This is a genomic window from Bhargavaea sp. GQ12 (assembly GCF_059758705.1).
Genome location: NZ_JCAXEU010000031.1, coordinates 1 through 15,146, shown reverse-complemented (window position 1 = coordinate 15,146; position 15,146 = coordinate 1). Strand labels below are relative to the sequence as shown.

Below are 15,146 nucleotides of genomic sequence, written 5' to 3'. Positions count from 1 at the left end.
TGTATACAGGGCCTGTTTTTATGTTCTCTGTATAAAACTCATAAAAACCCTGCGACGGATTTTCAGGGGCACAACAAAAGGCCGCCTTTAAGGGGGCCTTTTGTTGAAGGTTAGAGGCGTTTAACTACACATAACCTTCAGTCCTATCGACAATGCCCACACCGGTGTTTGGCTGAGCACCAATGTACTTCCATTCCCGATGCAGATGCCGCCGAATCAGAGCTTCTCGTCTTCCGGCTTTTCAGTTTCATATTCTGTGATGTAGGAGGCCGCGCTGAAAATGTTCTGCACCTTCTCAGCAGGTGGCGTCTGTTCTTTGCGTTCATGCGCGCCCTTGAATGCCTGTGAGCCTTTCCACAGTTCATAGTGGTCCTTTGACTCCCAGGCGGTTACGACACGGTATGTATCGTCCTTGACCGGACGGAGCAGCCGGAAAGTGAGGAAGCCCGGCTGGCCGTCAACCATGTTCGCGCGGTTCTGGAAGCGGTGTTCGAAGATCGGCCGTCCCTCGTCGGTGACCGGGATGTTGTTCACGATGTAATAGCCGTGTTTGGCGAGTGGTCCGCTTGCGCCGATCACTTCATAGCGCTTTGGCGTCTGGAAGACGGTCTTGCCCTCTGTTTCGTGCAGAAGAAGTGAGTTCCCCGCACCATGCAGGAGAACCATGTTTTCGCCGCTATGTTTTTCCTTGATTTTTTCCATGAATTCCGGCGTGCCGGATGTGGTGTATAAGTTCATTTGACATTCCTCCCGTATCTGCCTGTTCTAGCCTTAATTTTCCCATAGCCGGGCCCGTTAAAACAAGTGTGACCAATCCTTGACAGGATGTATGTCCGAACGGTGTCGGGAAAGGTTAAATTCTATGACATTTCACTGCCTAATCTATACAATAAATGATGGACAGCCTATAGTTAGAACGGAATGATTACGGAGAAAGTAGGAATCATGACATGACCAAGTTTAACGACACACTGCTTCGCGCAGCCCGCGGGGAAAAAACGGAACATACGCCAGTCTGGTTTATGCGCCAGGCGGGACGTTCCCAGCCGGAGTACCGGAAGCTAAAGGAGAAGTATTCGCTGGAGGAAATCACCCACCAGCCGGAGCTCTGCGCCTATGTGACAAAGCTCCCGGTCGACCAGTATAACGTTGATGGGGCGATCCTTTACAAAGACATCGTCACACCGCTTGCGGGGATTGGCGTGGATGTGAAGATCAAGTCCGGCATCGGCCCGGTCATTTCCAACCCGATCCGCTCCCGGTCGGACATCGACCGCCTCGGCGAGTTCAATGCCGAAGAACAGGTGCCGTACGTGCTTGAGACCATTAAAATTCTCACACAGGAACAGCTCGATGTGCCCCTGATCGGCTTCGCGGGTGCACCGTTCACACTCGCCAGCTATATGATCGAAGGCGGACCTTCACGGAGCTACAACCTGACAAAATCGTTCATGGTGTCGGAGCCGGAAGCCTGGCAGGCACTCATGGACAAACTCGCGGACATGGACATCGCTTATCTGAAGGCGCAGATTGCCGCAGGTGCGAAAATCGTCCAGGTGTTCGATTCCTGGGTCGGCGCACTGAGCGTGGCTGACTACCGCCGGTTCATCAAGCCAACGATGACACGAATCGTCTCCGAAGTGAAAAAGACCGGTGTTCCGGTGATCACATTCGGCGTCGGTGCCAGCCACCTGGCCAATGAATGGAACGATCTGCCGGTGGATGTTGTCGGCCTCGACTGGCGCCTCCCGATCAAAGAAGCAGGGGAGCGCGGCATCCAAAAGCCGGTCATGGGCAACCTGGACCCGACACTCCTGATTGCGGACTGGGACGTCATCGAAGAACGGGCGAAGGAAATCGTCGAACAGGGCGTCGAACACGGCGCGCATATCTTCAATCTCGGACACGGCGTCTTCCCGGACGTGCAGCCGGCGACATTGAAGAAGCTGACAGAGTTCGTCCACACGTACTCTGCACAACTGCGGAAATAACCCAAACTCCTTAATCGGAAGGTGAAACGAATGGCAAAAAAGACGATGGGCCTTCTCGTCATGGCCTACGGAACCCCTTATAAAGAAGAAGATATCGAACCGTACTACACGCATATCCGCCACGGCCGCCCGCCTGCGCCGGAACAGCTGCAGGACCTGAAGGACCGCTACGAGGCGATCGGCGGAATCTCCCCGCTCGCCAAGACGACCGACGAACAGGCGGAAGCGCTCGGCAAGCGGCTCAACGAAGTGCAGGACGACATCGAGTTCAAAGTGTATGTCGGCCTGAAGCATATTCACCCGTTCATCGAGGATACGGTGGAGAAGATGCATGAAGACGGCATCACCGAGGCGGTCACAATCGTTCTTGCACCTCACTACTCGACGTTCTCCGTCGAGTCGTACACCAAGCGGGCGAAAGAAAAAGCTGCCGAACTTGGCGATATGAAGATCCATTCCGTCAAGGACTTCTACCGCCAGCCGAAGTTCATCCAGTACTGGGAAGAGAAGATCCGCGAAGCGTACGCCTCGATGACTGATGAAGAGCGCGAAAACGCGTGCCTTGTCGTCTCCGCACACTCTCTTCCTGAGAAGATCAAGGAGCACGGCGACCCGTATCCGGATCAGCTGGACGAAACGGCAAAGCTTGTCGCTGAAGCGGCTGACGTGAAAACGTACGCGGTCGGCTGGCAGTCCGAGGGCAACACGCCTGACCCTTGGCTCGGCCCGGACGTCCAGGACCTGACACGCGACCTTCATAAGGAACACGGCTACAAGGCATTCGTCTACACGCCGCTCGGATTCGTTGCGGAGCACCTTGAAGTGCTTTATGACAACGACTACGAGTGCAAAGTCGTCTGCGATGAAGTCGGCGCTTCCTACTACCGTCCGGAAATGCCGAAAACACACCCGCTGTTTGTTGATGCAATGGCGGATGCGGTGATGGATGTACTAAAATAAGAAATGAACGGATCGGGAACGGCTTTATGCCGTTCCCGATTTTTCGTTGGTCCCAAAACACTTTCTCTATTAAGATGGTCATGATAATAGATAGGAGGAGACTACGATGATTACTGAGGTGGATCTGAAACATTTGCGGCGCTGTGTGGAACTGGCGGAAATAGCGCTGGAAAAAGGGGACGAGCCATTCGGTTCTCTCCTTGTCTCGGCTGACGGGGAAGTGCTTGCCGAAGACCATAACCACGTGGCAGGGGGCGACCATACCCGGCACCCGGAATTCGCGCTGGCGCGCTGGGCGGCGCAAAACCTGACTCCTGAAGAAAGGGGAGGTGCGACCGTCTATACATCCGGTGAACACTGCCCGATGTGCGCCGCGGCACATGGCTGGGTAGGACTTGGCCGGATCGTCTATGCTTCTTCATCGGATCAGCTGGCCGAATGGCTCGGTGAATTGGGCGTTACTCAGTCACGCGTCCGGAACCTGTCGATACGGGAAGTGATCCGTGATGCCGAGGTGGACGGGCCGGTTCAGGAATTGGCGGAGCAGGTTCGGGAGCTTCATCGTGAGTTTCACAGTAAGGCTGGCAGGTGAAAAGGGGCTTTTGGCGATTAGGATGTTTTTAATTCAGGGTCGGCGGTTGCGTCATTCATGGTCGCAGTCTCGTCATTCGTGGCCTCAATTTCGTCATTCGCCCGGCCGGGCTCATTGAATGACGAATTCATCGGGATGAATGACGAAATCGGACAGTCGAATGATGAAAGCTAACTCACGAATGCGGAAACCGGCGGATCAATTTAGTGCGGAGATTGGGGAGGCTGATGGATGGAGCAGGTGATGGGATTGCTGTTGGGTACCCTACAGCTATTTTTTCCGTTGATCGTCATGTCGGCTATCACATTTGTCTTAGGACTGATCTTGCGCTCCTGGTTATGGATGCTGGCTAGTGCGGTCCTGATTTATCCCGATGCCTGGTATCTCGGGGCGACTCCGGCCTTTCCGTGGGCGATCTATGTCCCGCTCATCCCGGTGTTTGTGGCATTATGGCTGTTCCTCTTGAACAAACGCGACAAGAAGGCTTCCTAGAAATCTTGATGATAACAAAACGCCGTTCCGGACATGACCGGAACGGCGTTTTTCCATTTCAGAATCCGAGAACTTTCCTGAGGGTGGGGGCATGGGTCTGGCTGACCGGGATTTCCGATCCGTCCGATGTCGTGATGAGGAGTCCCGAGGTGAAGTCGTCTTTGCGGATGCGGCTGATGAAGTCCGTGTTGATGAGATAGGAGCGGTGCACCCGGAGGAAGGAGCCTGGCAGTTCCGCCTCCAATTGCTTCAGAGTACGGGTGGAGGCGAATTCTTCCCCGTCTGCGTAGAACCAGGTTTTCTTGTCCGCGCTTTCGATGTGGGTGATGCGGCTGACGGAGACTGGTACCCAGTCTTCGTCAGTGCGGCCGGTCAGGTAGCGGATGGGGGCTGACTTCTCCATTTTCCTTTCCTCAGGCAGAAGGACGATTACGGCACCCGGCAACGAATCAATTTCCACCGGATACCCGATTCCATAATAGGAAGAGTCCTGTTCGGGGAAGGACAGCCGCTCCTCGGCTCGCCGTCCCGTCTCCAATACCCGATGAGCGATGTCCCCGGGGGTGACAGGATGTCCGGTGACGAGCGGGATGTCCAGGCCCCGCTGGTCCAGATGAATGTAATGCCCGTCTGCCGCCACGGCAAATGCCGCTTTTTCCGGAATCCATTCACAAGCAAACTGCGCCAACTGTTCTAACACACCGTTCTTCATCTGATCTCCTCCATTCATCGGCGAACCGCCCATGTTCATCAAAGAATTTCCCTCTTTAGTCAGAAAACCCAGACAAGAAAGATAGTTCTGTTATATAGTAAGTTACAACAAAGAACGCTGTTATGAAACAGTCTGAAAGAACTATTTTATAACAGCGTTAAAAAAAACCCTCTGAAAGGTGTGTTTCGGATGACGACAAAACAGGCGGAAATCGAACAGATTGAAATGGGATGGCAGGATGAGCGCTGGAACGGAATTACACGGCCTTACACGGCGGAAGATGTGTACCGCCTCCGCGGCTCAGTCCAGATTGAACATACACTCGCGAAGCGCGGAGCGGCACGGCTCTGGAAATCCCTTCAGGAAGAACCGTTCATCAATGCGCTGGGCGCCCTCACCGGAAACCAGGCGATGCAACAGGTCAAGGCAGGGCTGCAGGCCATCTATCTGAGCGGCTGGCAGGTCGCGGCGGATGCCAACATCTCCGGTCATATGTACCCGGACCAGAGCCTCTACCCGGCCAACAGCGTGCCGCATGTCGTCAAGCGCATCAACCAGGCGCTCCAGCGGGCCGACCAGATCGACCGCGCGGAAGGCCGCGAAGGATTCGACTGGTTCGCACCGATCGTCGCAGATGCGGAAGCCGGATTCGGCGGACCGCTGAACGTCTTTGAACTGATGAAGGGCATGATCGAATCGGGTGCTGCAGGTGTCCACTTCGAAGACCAACTCGCATCCGAGAAAAAATGCGGCCACCTCGGCGGAAAGGTTCTCCTCCCGACGCAGAACGCGGTCAAAAACCTGATTTCCGCCCGTCTGGCGGCAGACGTCATGGGCGTCCCGACGATCATCATCGCCCGCACCGATGCGGATGCGGCGGACCTGATCACAAGTGACATCGACCCGGCGGACCACGAGTTCATCACCGGAGAGCGCACGCCGGAAGGCTTCTACCGCACACGCGCCGGCATCGACCAGGCGATCGCACGCGGTCTTGCCTACGCGCCGTATGCCGACCTGATCTGGTGCGAGACATCCAAACCGTCGCTTGATGAAGCGAAACAGTTCGCCGATGCGATCCACGAGAAGTTCCCGGGCAAGATGCTTGCATACAACTGCTCGCCTTCATTCAACTGGGAAGCGAACCTCGACAAGGAAACGATCGCCGAGTACCAGCGCGAAATCGCGAAGATGGGCTATAAGTTCCAGTTCGTCACTCTCGCCGGCTTCCACTCGCTGAACCACAGCATGTTCGAACTGGCAAATGCATACAAGGATGAGGGCATGGCAGCCTACTCCCGCCTCCAGCAGGCCGAGTTCGCCTCCGAAGAAAAAGGCTACACGGCGACACGTCACCAGCGCGAAGTCGGCACCGGCTACTTCGACGAAGTCTCGCAGGTCATCTCCGGCGGCCAGTCGTCCACGACCGCGATGGCCGGATCGACGGAAACCGCGCAGTTCGCATAAGGAAAGGAGCGGGTGCACATGACGACAAACGAAACGGCAAGGGAGCGGCAGGTCAACGTCACCGGCAGCCGGACGCCGTCCTCGGACGTGATCCTGACCGAAGACGCACTCCGATTCATCGGCGAACTGCATGAACGGTTCAACAACCGGCGGCTTGAATTGCTTGAAAAGCGGATGGAGCGCCAGGCAAGGTTTGACGCGGGAGAACAGCCGGATTTTCTTCCGGAGACGGAACAGATCAGGGAGGGCGATTGGGAAGTCGCCCCGATCCCTGACGACCTGAAGGACCGCCGGGTGGAAATCACCGGTCCGGTCGACAGGAAAATGGTCATCAACGCGCTGAATTCGGGCGCGAAAACCTTCATGGCATGCTTTGAGGACGCGACCTCCCCGACATGGGAAAACATGATCGAGGGCCAGAAGAATATGCATGATGCCGTGCGTCGGACGATTTCCTACACCCGTCCGTCCGACGGCAAGGAATATCGATTGAACGAGGAGACTGCGGTCCTGATCGTCCGGCCCCGCGGGTGGCATCTGGAAGAGCGCCATGTGACGGTCGGCGGGGAGCCGGTGTCCGGCAGTTTGTTCGACTTCGGGCTGTTCTTCTACCACAACGCGAAAGAACAGATTGCGTGCGGGACGGGGCCGTATTTCTACCTGCCGAAGGTGGAAAGCCATCTGGAGGCGCGCCTCTGGAATGACGTCTTCACCTATGCGCAGGAGCGGCTCGGCATCCCGCACGGCACGATCCGGGCGACGGTCCTGATCGAAACGATCCTCGCCGCGTTCGAGATGGATGAGATCCTCTACGAACTGCGCGACCACGCGGCAGGACTGAATTGCGGACGCTGGGACTACATCTTCAGCTTCCTGAAGCGGTTCCGGAACCAGGACGATGTGCTGCTTCCGGACCGGGGGCAGGTAACGATGACCGCGCCGTTCATGAGGGCCTACACCCAACTTTGCATCAAGACATGCCACCGGCGTGGCGCAATGGCTATCGGCGGCATGGCGGCCCAGATTCCGGTCAAGGGAGACGAAGAAGCCAATGCTGATGCGTTCCGAAAGGTTGCCGAAGACAAGCGGCGCGAGGCGACCGACGGCCATGATGGCACGTGGGTCGCGCATCCCGGACTGGTTCCGGTCGCGATGCAGGAATTCGATGCCGTCATCGGCGACGGGCAAAACCAGGTGGAACGGAAACGGGAAGACGTCCAGGTGACCGGCCAGGATCTTCTGAAGGTGCCGGACGGGACCATCACCGAAGGCGGCATCCGGACGAACATCAACGTCGGCATCCGCTACATTGCAGCCTGGCTGTGCGGCAGCGGAGCGGTCCCGATCAACAACCTGATGGAAGACGCCGCGACAGCCGAAATTTCCCGATCGCAGATCTGGCAGTGGATCCGCCACCCGGAAGCCCGCCTGGATGACGGCAGGGAAATCACGGAAAGCCTGTTCCGGCAGCTGCTGCAAGAGGAACTGTGGAAAATCCGGAAATCGGAAGGCTCGGAGCGGTTTACAGAAGGCCGTTTCCAGGAAGCCGCCGACCTGTTCAAGGAACTCACGGAAAACGATGACTTTGAAGAATTTCTGACCGTGCCGGGCTACGGCCGGCTGGCATAACCCCAAACCCATAAGGAGGAGATCTGAATGATGAAAAACCAGCAGAAGATCGAAAAGTCCCGGAAGATCTGTGTCGAGTGCGGTTGTGAAATCGTTGAGAAAGTCGAGTCCCTCCATCATGAATGCGAACGCTGCGTCGGGAAATCGGAGCAGTAAATGAAATAACGGGGAGCCGTCATCTAAGATGACGGCTCCTTTTGATTCCAATAAAAAGGGAAAAGGGAAATCCTGCATATGACCAGAATGATTGATTATATGCTTGAGTGAAGGAGGCAATATGATGGAGATTCTGCAGGCCTGGCAGCCCGTCACTTATTTGAAAGGAAGAAGTCTTGCGGACTTGGGTTTTTTTGAAGTACTCGCCCATTTTGATTACCTGAAACTTTCGGTCAGTGATTTGGCAGAGACAAAAGTCGATGTCATTTACGATCAGTTTGTTTCACCAGTCGAGTATTACGTTTGGTCTTATCGGTTCTCAACCGAATACGGCCGGTTTGATCTGCTCAGCAAGGAAGAAGACTTGTCCACCGTGAAAGATGAAAACTCGCTGTATTTCTATAAAGTCCTGAACTCGGAATACTTAAAATGGTTCGATCACAATCCGCTCATTAACAGAAAGACGCACCCGAAACTGGAACATCATCTGTACATGAACGGTGATCAGGTCTTTGAGGTCTTGTCTGAATACGAACCGAGATTCATCAGAATGTAACAACCTCAAGTGGAACTGCCCATGATCAGTCATGGGGCGTCCGCTTGAGGTTGTTTTTATGTTTATTGTTCCTTCACAACCGTTCCAGAAATCCGGTAGTGAGGGAGGAGCGCTCCGTCCTGCGCCTCGAAGGCTTCACGGTCTTTTATGTAGTCGAATGTGCTGATGGTGTCCCGGTAGGCCATGCGCTTCACAATCTGGCCGGGTGTCGGTTCGGTGCCGTCCTTGTTTTCAATGGCCAGTCCCATCGTTTTGTAGCCGATCGTCCGTCCGCTGTTGCGCAACTGTGCATATTCCAGCGCCCACATGACAGCAGTAGGGGTGACGAGTGCGTGAAAGGCCTCGCTTTTGATTTTCTTCCTTAGGACATATTCGACACCTGCAGTTGCGGCGGTTGATATGGCCAGATCGATCAAATAGGCCTTGAAACGTTTCTTGGTGATTGGTTTCACGATACTTCCTCCAATTCGGGTCTTGTATGTATGGAATACGTAATAACAGATTGATTGGTTTCACTTAGTAAAACGTGATACAGGGAAAAGGTGAAATCTATCAATCCGTTCTATCGGAGAATTTTACTGTTTCGTCTCCAATTATCCTCTTTCATCGGAATTTAGCGGGACAGGCTGTACTGATACAAAAGAATTCTATCTGTACTATAAAAGCGCTTACATATCTTTTTTGAAACAGAAAAAACGCCCCGGACAGATAATCCGGGGCGCCGTTAAGGTCGGTCGGCATTTGTTATTCGCAGTTGCACTTGTCGCACTTATTGCTGTAGCACTCATGTTGTTCCTCGATTTGTTCACCACAGTCAGTACACATTTTCGGAGGCAGGTTCTTGAAGAATTCAACGACACTTTCCATCATTCCGCATTCTCCTCTCGAAGAAGTTTTATTAGTCAACTTCTGTTGTTGTACACAGTGTATTATAACAGAGCAGAGGGTGTCAATGGTTTTCACCTAATTTTACAAATATTTTTTCAGATTGGTTCCGGTCCCTTTCGGACAGCCTAATAGCGGGAGCGTTTCGGGGGTGTGTGATAAACTGGACAAAGGAAAATGACAGGAGGTCCACAAGCATGAAATTCATCGACAACAAGGGCAATCATGACCCTTACATCAACCTCGCGATCGAGGAATACATCCTGAATACGTTTGATACGGACAAGGATTCTTATTTGCTGTTCTACATTAACGGCCCGTCCATCATCGTCGGCCGCAACCAGAACACCATCGAGGAGATCGACGCCGGCTACGTCGATAAAAACGGCATCAAGGTCGTCCGCCGGCTGTCCGGCGGCGGAGCGGTGTACCATGACCTCGGCAACCTAAACTACAGCTTCATTACGAAGGATGACGGGGAGAGCTTCCGTAACTTCAAGAAATTCACGCAGCCGGTCGTCGATGCGCTCAACAGCCTCGGCGTTAAAGCCGAGCTGCAGGGACGCAACGACCTGCTCGTCGAAGGGCGCAAAATCTCCGGGAATGCCCAGTTCTCCACGCAGGGCCGTATGTACAGCCACGGCACGCTCATGTTCGATACGGACATCGGAGAAGTGGTGAACGCGCTGAAGGTCAAGAAAGACAAGATTGAGTCCAAAGGCATCAAGTCCATCCGCTCCCGTGTCGCGAACATTTCCGAGTTCCTCGAAGAGCCGATGACGATCGAAGAGTTCCGCCAGTATATCCTCGAGCAGATCTTCGGCGGCAAGGACAAGATCGAGTATGTAGAGCTCACGGAAGATGACTGGGAAAACATCAGGAAGCTGTCCGAGAAGCGCTATGGTAACTGGGACTGGAACTACGGCAAATCACCGAAGTTCAACATGTCCCACTCCAAACGCTTCCCGGTCGGCGGCATCGATGTAAAACTCGATGTAAACAAAGGCAAGATCGAAGACGCGGCAATCTTCGGCGACTTCTTCGGTGTCGGCGAGGTGGCCGAGATTGAAGAAGCACTGAAAGGCGCGCCATACAGCACCGAAGGCATCGAGCAGGCGATCGAGGGCATCAACATCGAAAAGCTGCTCGGCGGCATCACGAAAGAAGATTTCATCGATCTGATCTACTGATCAGACGCAGCTTATACAAAGGGGACTCGACAGACGCCGGGTCCCTTTTCTGCTATCATAAAAGCAATGAAAATCACGGTTATCGGTCGGATTTACCGACCGGAACCGGAAATGGAAAAGAGGGAAAGACCGTGGAACAACATCGGATCCTCATCATCGAAGACGACCGGAAGATCGCCTCGCTGCTTGCCGAGACACTCCGGAAATACCATTACAATGTGCAGGCTGCAGATGACTTTGACCGGATTTTGGAGGCGGAGGCCGAGTTTTCCCCGCACCTGATCCTGCTTGATATCAACCTGCCGTCCTATGACGGCTATTACTGGTGCCGCCAGCTGCGGCAGCGGACGACGGTGCCGATTTTGTTCATCTCCGCCCGCTCCGGCGAGATGGACCAGGTGTTTGCGCTGGAAAATGGCGGCGACGACTTTATCACGAAGCCGTTCAACTATGAGATTGTCCTGGCAAAGATCAGGAGCCATCTGCGGAGGTCGTTCGGCGAATATGCGCCGAAAATGGAGGAGCGCACGATCCGTCTTGGCCGTCTGGAATTGTATCCGGAGCGGATGGAACTGCATGCGCACGGACAGGAGATCCCGCTCCAGAAAAAAGAGTGCGTCATCCTGGAACTGCTCCTGTCTGAGTCGCCGAAAGTCGTCTCCCGGGAGCGGTTCCTCGAGGAACTGTGGGATGACCAAGCGTTTGTCGACGAAAACACGCTGAATGTCAATATGACCCGTGTGCGCAAAAAGCTTGCCGACTACGGCATCCAATCTCAGATTGAAACGGTGCGCGGTGCGGGCTACCGGTTTATCGCCGCGCCGGAGGAAGCATGAAGGCATTTCGTTTATTTATCCGGGAACACTCGGCCTATCTGGTATTCCACGCACTTCTGACGCTTTTCATCTTGTCGCTGTATTGGCTGGACGGTTTCCGGAATGTGGACACCGCTGTATATTCGATCGTGATGGTCCTGATTCTGACCACGCTTTTCCTGGCGGTCGGTTTTATCGGGCGGAGGGCGTATTACAACCGCATCCTGAGGCACCCGTCCAAAATGGAGGACCTCCTCATGCGCACCTCGAAATCCCCGGAAACTACCGAAGCGGAGCGATTTGGCCATGAAGTGTACGGGATCTATCAGAAGGAAGTGCAGGCGCTGCGTTCGGAAAATGAGCGCCATGAGACGTTCATGAACCAGTGGGTGCACCAGATGAAGACGCCGCTGTCGGTCATCTCGCTGCTGCTGCAGGAAGAGGAAGTGGACCGGGAAGCGATCGGAGAAGAGGCCGACAGAATCCGGCGGGGTCTGGAGACCGTCCTGTTGAATGCGCGGCTCGGTACTTTCGAACGGGACATGCAGGTTGCCCGTGCGGATCTCGCAGCGCTCGTCCGTGAAGTAATCTCGGAACACAAGAAGCTGTTCATCACCAACCGGGTCTATCCGTCCTCCTCAATTGAAGAGGGGCTGACGGTGACAACCGATCCCAAATGGATGAAGACGATCATCGCCCAGTTCATCACGAATGCCGTGAAATACACGCGCGGAGAAGGCAAACACGTCTACTTCAGCGCGGACAGGACAGAGGAGGGCATCCGGCTCACCGTCCGGGACGAGGGAATCGGCATACCGGCATCCGACCTGAAGCGGGTGACCCATGCATTCTTTACCGGGGAAAATGGCCGGCTAACGGGTGAGTCCACCGGGATGGGGCTGTTCATCGCGAAGGAAGTGTGTGATCAGCTCGGTCACGGCCTGAAGATCGAGTCGGAGCCCGGTGAGGGGACGGCGGTGTCCGTTCTGTTCAGGGAGAAGAAGGAAGAAGGAAAGGAAGAGGCGCATGCCGATCGTCAGCATTGAAGACGTCATCAAGATCTACGAAGGGAAAGTGACCCACCGGGCGCTTGACCGGCTCAGCTTCGACGTGGAAGAAGGAGAGTTCCTTGCCGTCATGGGCCCTTCCGGAAGCGGCAAGACGACGCTTCTGAACCTGATTTCCGGCATCGATATGCCGACATCGGGAAAAGTGCTTATCAAAGGGACCGATCCGTCGGCGCTCCGGCCGGATGACCTGGCCCGTTTCCGCCGCCGCGAGCTCGGTTTCGTCTTTCAGGACTTCAACCTGCTCCGTATGTTGACCGTCGAGGAGAACATTGTGCTTCCGCTGACGCTTGACCGGTTGCCCGTCTCGGAGATGGACGCTCGGGTCAAGGCGATCACGGCACGGCTCGGACTGGAAGGCATCCTGCACAAACGTCCGGATGAAATTTCGGGCGGGCAGGAACAGCGTGTCGCGATCGCGCGCGCCCTCGTCCACCGGCCGTCGATCGTGCTGGCCGACGAACCGACGGGGAATCTTGACTCGAACGCAGCGCGCGAAGTGCTGGACCTGCTCGGGACGATCAACCGGGAAAACAGGACGACGTTCATCATGGTGACCCATGACCCGATCGCCGCCAGCTACTGCGACCGTGTCCTCTTTATCAAGGACGGCGCCTACTACAATGAAATCCACAAGGACGACCGCCGCAAGACGTTCTTCCAGCGCATCCTGAACATGCTGTCGCTTCTGGGAGGCAACGTCGATGACCTTTCGTCAGTTCGCCTACCGTAACGTCATCCGGAACCGCCGCGTCTATGCGGCGTTTTTCCTGGCCAGTGTGTTTTCGGTCATGGTGTTTTTCCTTTACTCGATGCTCATGTTCCACCCGGGCATCGGGGAGCGGTTCATCACCGGTATCACGCTGATCGGGATGACGACGGCGGACATCATCCTTTATGTGTTTATGCTGTTTTTCCTGTTTTACTCGATGAGGGCGTTTATGCAGGCACGCTCGGGTGAATTTGCGCTGCTCCTGCAGATCGGCATGGAGCGCCGGCAGCTCGGTAAGCTGCTGCTTCTTGAGATGCTGCTGCTCGGTGCAGCGTCGACCGCAAGCGGCATCGTGCTCGGGTTTGCGTTCTCGAAGTACTTTTTCATGATCGTCCGGGAACTGCTCCAGTTGCCGACGCTTCCGCTTTATGTATCGTGGGAACCGTTCCTCATGACCGCGGGCGCATTCTTTAGCCTGTTCCTCCTGATCGGACTGCTGTCCGCCTATATCGTTTCCAATCGGGATATTTCGGAGTTCAGGAAAGGGATCGGCGGGGAAGCGGATCCGTTCGGCTATTCACCGGGGAGGGCCGCTGCCGGCATCCTCCTGTTGCTGTCGTCCTACGGAGCGGCGCTTCTGGCAGGACGGGTAAATGTCCTTTACCTGTCGGTGTTGTTGCCGCCCGCGGCTACTCTCGGGACGTATTATTTCTTCTCTCACTCGATCCTCTACCTGCTCGACCTGTTCAGGGACCAGAAAAGCCTGTACTGGAAACGGACGCGTCTCGTGTCACTCGCTGAGACCGCGGCGAAGCTTCGGGACAATGCGAACATGTTCTTTATCGTCGCAATCGTCTCGACAGTCGCGTTCCTGTCCGTGGGCACGCTTGCGAGCCTTGCCACATATACCGCCCAGTACCGTGCGCTGAACCCGCTCGGCCTCGTTTACGAAAGTTATCCGGGCAACCCGCATGAGTATGAACATGTGACGGGACTGATGGAAGAACTGGAAAACGCGGGTCTTGAGTACACCCACGTACCGCTTACTGTCGCCAGGGAGGAATCTTCTTTCTCCGGGCAACCCATCAATATTCTTCGCGAGGGTGAAGTGAACCGGCTCGCAGAAGCACTCGGCGCAGGGCCGGTGAGGTTAAGGCCGGGCGAGGCCGTATTCCTGCCGTATTCTACGGAAGCCGCCCCGAGACTGCAGGATGCAGACATCCGAACAGAGCTCGAGGAAAGCGGAGTCGAGGTCCATGTGAGCGGCGTAGTCGGTGGCCTCCTGCTGCCGGCCTACAGCCTCGGGACAAATTCGGTGGTTGTCAGCGAGACTGACTTTGTGAAAGTCGCCTCCGCACAGCCCGATCAGCTTCTCCGTTTCCACGCTTTCGATATCCCCGACTGGGAGGAGACTGTCGGGATCGGGCTGTCGATCGAGCAGGAGATGATTCTCTCTGAAATTGAAGAAGGAGAGGCACTGCCGTATTACTTCAAAAATCCGGGCCTCGACTATTCGATTATCCGGTCAACATTCCACCTTTTGCTTTTGACCGGCCTGATGGTGGCCATGGTCTTCATGCTGGCGGCGGGCAGCTTCATCTACTTTAAGCTCTACACGATGCTCGACCGCGACCGGCGCCAGGCGGCCGTCCTGAAGCGGCTCGGCATGACAGAGCGCGAGTTCATCAAAATCGTCAACCGCCAGCTGGTCCCGCAATTCTTCCTGCCGTGGGGAATTGCGATGCTGCACAGTACATTCGCCTTTATTTCCCTGCAGGCGATCTGGAAGGAATTCGCCGACATCTCGATTCTGAATGAGATGGCCCTCGTCCTCGTCGGCTTCACGGTGATCCAGCTGCTGTATTTCTTTCTGATCCGCTGGCGCTATCTGGCGCATGTGAAAGGACCGACTTGAGCGGTCC

The 15,146-nt window shown here is 55.3% G+C and carries 17 protein-coding genes; 13 read left to right on the top strand and 4 right to left on the bottom strand.

The features are described 5' to 3' along the window. Positions 1-216: 216 nt before the first annotated feature. On the bottom strand, positions 217-738 hold the full coding sequence (locus AC6CHQ_RS15975) for an antibiotic biosynthesis monooxygenase family protein (protein ID WP_092055636.1): 522 nt from the start codon (positions 736-738) through the stop codon (positions 217-219). Positions 739-950: 212 nt separating this feature from the next. On the opposite strand from AC6CHQ_RS15975, the gene hemE reads away from it, so the two are divergent. The 4 genes from hemE to AC6CHQ_RS15955 all read left to right on the top strand — a co-directional run bounded on the left by hemE (position 951) and on the right by AC6CHQ_RS15955 (position 4,035). Continuing rightward, complete coding sequence (hemE, locus tag AC6CHQ_RS15970) at positions 951-1,991, top strand: uroporphyrinogen decarboxylase (RefSeq protein ID WP_498082047.1); 1,041 nt, start codon at positions 951-953, stop codon at positions 1,989-1,991. A gap of 30 nt (positions 1,992-2,021) precedes the next feature. Next, positions 2,022-2,951 carry a ferrochelatase gene (hemH, locus tag AC6CHQ_RS15965; RefSeq protein ID WP_498082046.1) on the top strand — a complete coding sequence of 310 codons (930 nt, stop codon included), beginning with the start codon at positions 2,022-2,024 and terminating at the stop codon, positions 2,949-2,951. 106 nt (positions 2,952-3,057) lie between these two features. Further along, positions 3,058-3,543 (top strand): nucleoside deaminase, encoded by a 486-nt coding sequence (locus AC6CHQ_RS15960; protein ID WP_498082045.1) that lies wholly within the window; start codon positions 3,058-3,060, stop codon positions 3,541-3,543. A gap of 231 nt (positions 3,544-3,774) precedes the next feature. Then, positions 3,775-4,035 (top strand): hypothetical protein, encoded by a 261-nt coding sequence (locus tag AC6CHQ_RS15955; protein WP_424237906.1) that lies wholly within the window; start codon positions 3,775-3,777, stop codon positions 4,033-4,035. A gap of 58 nt (positions 4,036-4,093) precedes the next feature. On the opposite strand, the gene AC6CHQ_RS15950 is transcribed toward AC6CHQ_RS15955, so the two are convergent. Next, positions 4,094-4,747, bottom strand: coding sequence for a LytR/AlgR family response regulator transcription factor (locus tag AC6CHQ_RS15950; RefSeq protein ID WP_424237905.1), 654 nt, complete (start codon positions 4,745-4,747; stop codon positions 4,094-4,096). A 189-nt stretch (positions 4,748-4,936) separates the two neighbouring features. On the opposite strand from AC6CHQ_RS15950, the gene aceA reads away from it, so the two are divergent. From aceA to AC6CHQ_RS15930, 4 genes are all read left to right on the top strand, one after another. Continuing rightward, positions 4,937-6,214, top strand: coding sequence for an isocitrate lyase (gene aceA, locus AC6CHQ_RS15945; RefSeq protein ID WP_498082044.1), 1,278 nt, complete (start codon positions 4,937-4,939; stop codon positions 6,212-6,214). Between the two features lie 18 nt (positions 6,215-6,232). Next, positions 6,233-7,843 carry a malate synthase A gene (aceB, locus tag AC6CHQ_RS15940; protein ID WP_498082043.1) on the top strand — a complete coding sequence of 537 codons (1,611 nt, stop codon included), beginning with the start codon at positions 6,233-6,235 and terminating at the stop codon, positions 7,841-7,843. A 27-nt stretch (positions 7,844-7,870) separates the two neighbouring features. After that, positions 7,871-7,999 carry a hypothetical protein gene (locus AC6CHQ_RS15935; RefSeq protein ID WP_008300729.1) on the top strand — a complete coding sequence of 43 codons (129 nt, stop codon included), beginning with the start codon at positions 7,871-7,873 and terminating at the stop codon, positions 7,997-7,999. A gap of 124 nt (positions 8,000-8,123) precedes the next feature. Continuing rightward, positions 8,124-8,555: a hypothetical protein gene (locus AC6CHQ_RS15930; protein WP_498082042.1), complete on the top strand. Its 432-nt coding sequence runs from the start codon at positions 8,124-8,126 to the stop codon at positions 8,553-8,555. 62 nt (positions 8,556-8,617) lie between these two features. Here the strand turns inward: AC6CHQ_RS15930 and AC6CHQ_RS15925 are convergent, their stop codons facing one another. Continuing rightward, the gene (locus AC6CHQ_RS15925; protein ID WP_498082041.1) at positions 8,618-9,007 is read right to left on the bottom strand and encodes an RDD family protein; all 390 of its coding nucleotides are present in this window, start codon (positions 9,005-9,007) and stop codon (positions 8,618-8,620) included. Positions 9,008-9,299: 292 nt separating this feature from the next. Beyond that, positions 9,300-9,425 carry a protein YhfH gene (gene yhfH / locus AC6CHQ_RS15920; RefSeq protein WP_092055612.1) on the bottom strand — a complete coding sequence of 42 codons (126 nt, stop codon included), beginning with the start codon at positions 9,423-9,425 and terminating at the stop codon, positions 9,300-9,302. Between the two features lie 212 nt (positions 9,426-9,637). Between yhfH and lplA the strand changes: the two genes are divergently transcribed. The 5 genes from lplA to AC6CHQ_RS15895 all read left to right on the top strand — a co-directional run bounded on the left by lplA (position 9,638) and on the right by AC6CHQ_RS15895 (position 15,139). After that, positions 9,638-10,630, top strand: a complete 993-nt coding sequence (gene lplA / locus AC6CHQ_RS15915) for a lipoate--protein ligase (RefSeq protein WP_251240442.1) — start codon at positions 9,638-9,640, stop codon at positions 10,628-10,630. A gap of 131 nt (positions 10,631-10,761) precedes the next feature. Then, positions 10,762-11,466, top strand: a complete 705-nt coding sequence (locus tag AC6CHQ_RS15910; RefSeq protein WP_251240441.1) for a response regulator transcription factor — start codon at positions 10,762-10,764, stop codon at positions 11,464-11,466. Further along, complete coding sequence (locus tag AC6CHQ_RS15905; protein WP_498082040.1) at positions 11,463-12,491, top strand: sensor histidine kinase; 1,029 nt, start codon at positions 11,463-11,465, stop codon at positions 12,489-12,491. Before AC6CHQ_RS15910 ends, AC6CHQ_RS15905 begins: the two co-directional genes overlap by 4 nt. Further along, complete coding sequence (locus AC6CHQ_RS15900; RefSeq protein WP_498082039.1) at positions 12,472-13,245, top strand: ABC transporter ATP-binding protein; 774 nt, start codon at positions 12,472-12,474, stop codon at positions 13,243-13,245. The genes AC6CHQ_RS15905 and AC6CHQ_RS15900 overlap by 20 nt, the downstream gene beginning before the upstream one ends. Further along, a complete protein-coding gene (locus AC6CHQ_RS15895; protein ID WP_498082038.1) occupies positions 13,217-15,139 on the top strand; it encodes an FtsX-like permease family protein in 1,923 nt (640 codons plus the stop codon). Before AC6CHQ_RS15900 ends, AC6CHQ_RS15895 begins: the two co-directional genes overlap by 29 nt. Positions 15,140-15,146: the final 7 nt, after the last annotated feature.

Bases quoted from the DNA above. Each gene is read 5' to 3' on its own strand.
- AC6CHQ_RS15975 (WP_092055636.1), bottom strand. From the start codon at position 738: ATGAACTTATACACCACATCCGGCACGCCGGAATTCATGGAAAAAATC.
- hemE (WP_498082047.1), top strand. From the start codon at position 951: ATGACCAAGTTTAACGACACACTGCTTCGCGCAGCCCGCGGGGAAAAA.
- hemH (WP_498082046.1), top strand. From the start codon at position 2,022: ATGGCAAAAAAGACGATGGGCCTTCTCGTCATGGCCTACGGAACCCCT.
- AC6CHQ_RS15960 (WP_498082045.1), top strand. From the start codon at position 3,058: ATGATTACTGAGGTGGATCTGAAACATTTGCGGCGCTGTGTGGAACTG.
- AC6CHQ_RS15955 (WP_424237906.1), top strand. From the start codon at position 3,775: ATGGAGCAGGTGATGGGATTGCTGTTGGGTACCCTACAGCTATTTTTT.
- AC6CHQ_RS15950 (WP_424237905.1), bottom strand. From the start codon at position 4,747: ATGAAGAACGGTGTGTTAGAACAGTTGGCGCAGTTTGCTTGTGAATGG.
- aceA (WP_498082044.1), top strand. From the start codon at position 4,937: ATGACGACAAAACAGGCGGAAATCGAACAGATTGAAATGGGATGGCAG.
- aceB (WP_498082043.1), top strand. From the start codon at position 6,233: ATGACGACAAACGAAACGGCAAGGGAGCGGCAGGTCAACGTCACCGGC.
- AC6CHQ_RS15935 (WP_008300729.1), top strand. From the start codon at position 7,871: ATGATGAAAAACCAGCAGAAGATCGAAAAGTCCCGGAAGATCTGTGTC.
- AC6CHQ_RS15930 (WP_498082042.1), top strand. From the start codon at position 8,124: ATGGAGATTCTGCAGGCCTGGCAGCCCGTCACTTATTTGAAAGGAAGA.
- yhfH (WP_092055612.1), bottom strand. From the start codon at position 9,425: ATGATGGAAAGTGTCGTTGAATTCTTCAAGAACCTGCCTCCGAAAATG.
- lplA (WP_251240442.1), top strand. From the start codon at position 9,638: ATGAAATTCATCGACAACAAGGGCAATCATGACCCTTACATCAACCTC.
- AC6CHQ_RS15905 (WP_498082040.1), top strand. From the start codon at position 11,463: ATGAAGGCATTTCGTTTATTTATCCGGGAACACTCGGCCTATCTGGTA.
- AC6CHQ_RS15900 (WP_498082039.1), top strand. From the start codon at position 12,472: ATGCCGATCGTCAGCATTGAAGACGTCATCAAGATCTACGAAGGGAAA.
- AC6CHQ_RS15895 (WP_498082038.1), top strand. From the start codon at position 13,217: ATGACCTTTCGTCAGTTCGCCTACCGTAACGTCATCCGGAACCGCCGC.